A 390-nucleotide genomic window follows, 5' to 3' on the forward strand; every position below is an offset into this window, starting at 1 on the left:
GTACATATTCATACCAACCGCACCTAAAATTAGCGCTACAACTGCCACTACACCGCTAATAAGCCATTTCTTCATAAGTATGTTCCTTTCCCTTGTTTGTCCAAAGAATACCGCACAAACGTGTCAGAAAAGCCGTCAAAACATAAAAAAAGAGTGAACCAGCAATGCTGATTCACTCTTTTAAAGGTTGTTACTAAAAGCGTATGCTATTAGTCTTCTGCAACGAATGGCAAAAGACCCATAACACGTGCACGCTTGATAGCAGTCGTCACCTTACGTTGGTTCTTAGCAGACGTACCCGTCACACGACGAGGCAAGATCTTACCGCGTTCTGAGATGAAACGCTCCAACAATTCAGTGTCCTTGTAATCCACGTATTCGATGTGGTTG

General features: G+C 43.1%; 1 protein-coding gene. It reads right to left on the reverse strand.

The annotated features are described in order from the left end of the window. Nucleotides 1-209: 209 nt before the first annotated feature. The coding region (gene rpsR, locus KH400_RS21915; RefSeq protein ID WP_217228235.1) for a 30S ribosomal protein S18 at nucleotides 210-390 on the reverse strand (181 nt) is incomplete at its 5' end.

Origin of the sequence: Desertibacillus haloalkaliphilus, from assembly GCF_019039105.1 — a bacterium.
Taxonomy (GTDB): Bacteria; Bacillota; Bacilli; order Bacillales; family KJ1-10-99; genus Desertibacillus; species Desertibacillus haloalkaliphilus.